The sequence below is a fragment of the Phycicoccus sp. Root563 genome, from assembly GCF_001427915.1.
Lineage (GTDB): Bacteria > Actinomycetota > Actinomycetes > Actinomycetales > Dermatophilaceae > Pedococcus.
Genome location: NZ_LMGM01000001.1, coordinates 942,895 through 943,195, shown reverse-complemented (window position 1 = coordinate 943,195; position 301 = coordinate 942,895). Strand labels below are relative to the sequence as shown.

At 70.8% G+C, this 301-nt stretch carries 1 pseudogene; it reads right to left on the bottom strand.

What is annotated here, in order from left to right:
- Positions 1-285 (bottom strand): annotated as a pseudogene (locus tag ASD62_RS20280) (hypothetical protein); the annotation flags it as partial.
- Between the last annotated feature and the right edge of the window lie 16 nt (positions 286-301).

Sequence of the window (301 nt, the reverse complement as noted above, 5' to 3'; positions counted from 1 at the left end):
CAGGCGCAAGGGGATGGCGTGGCCGCCGTTGACCCAGGCGCCGGTCGTGTCGAGGTGCAGGTAGACCCGGTAGTGCGCCGACCGCGATGTCGAGTTGACCGCCGCGAGGGAGCGGGTAGCCATCTCCTCGAGGGCGTCGGCGTAGGTCGGCAACCCCGCGTAGCCGTCGTCGACGTCGGCATGACGGGACTCGCCAGCCGCCGGGGTGGAGATCGCGGTCGCCTCCGCGTTGGCCGTGCTGGCGGCCTTGCGGCGCAGGAACAGTGCGTCCTTGGCTTCCTTCACGGCTTGTTCGACCAGG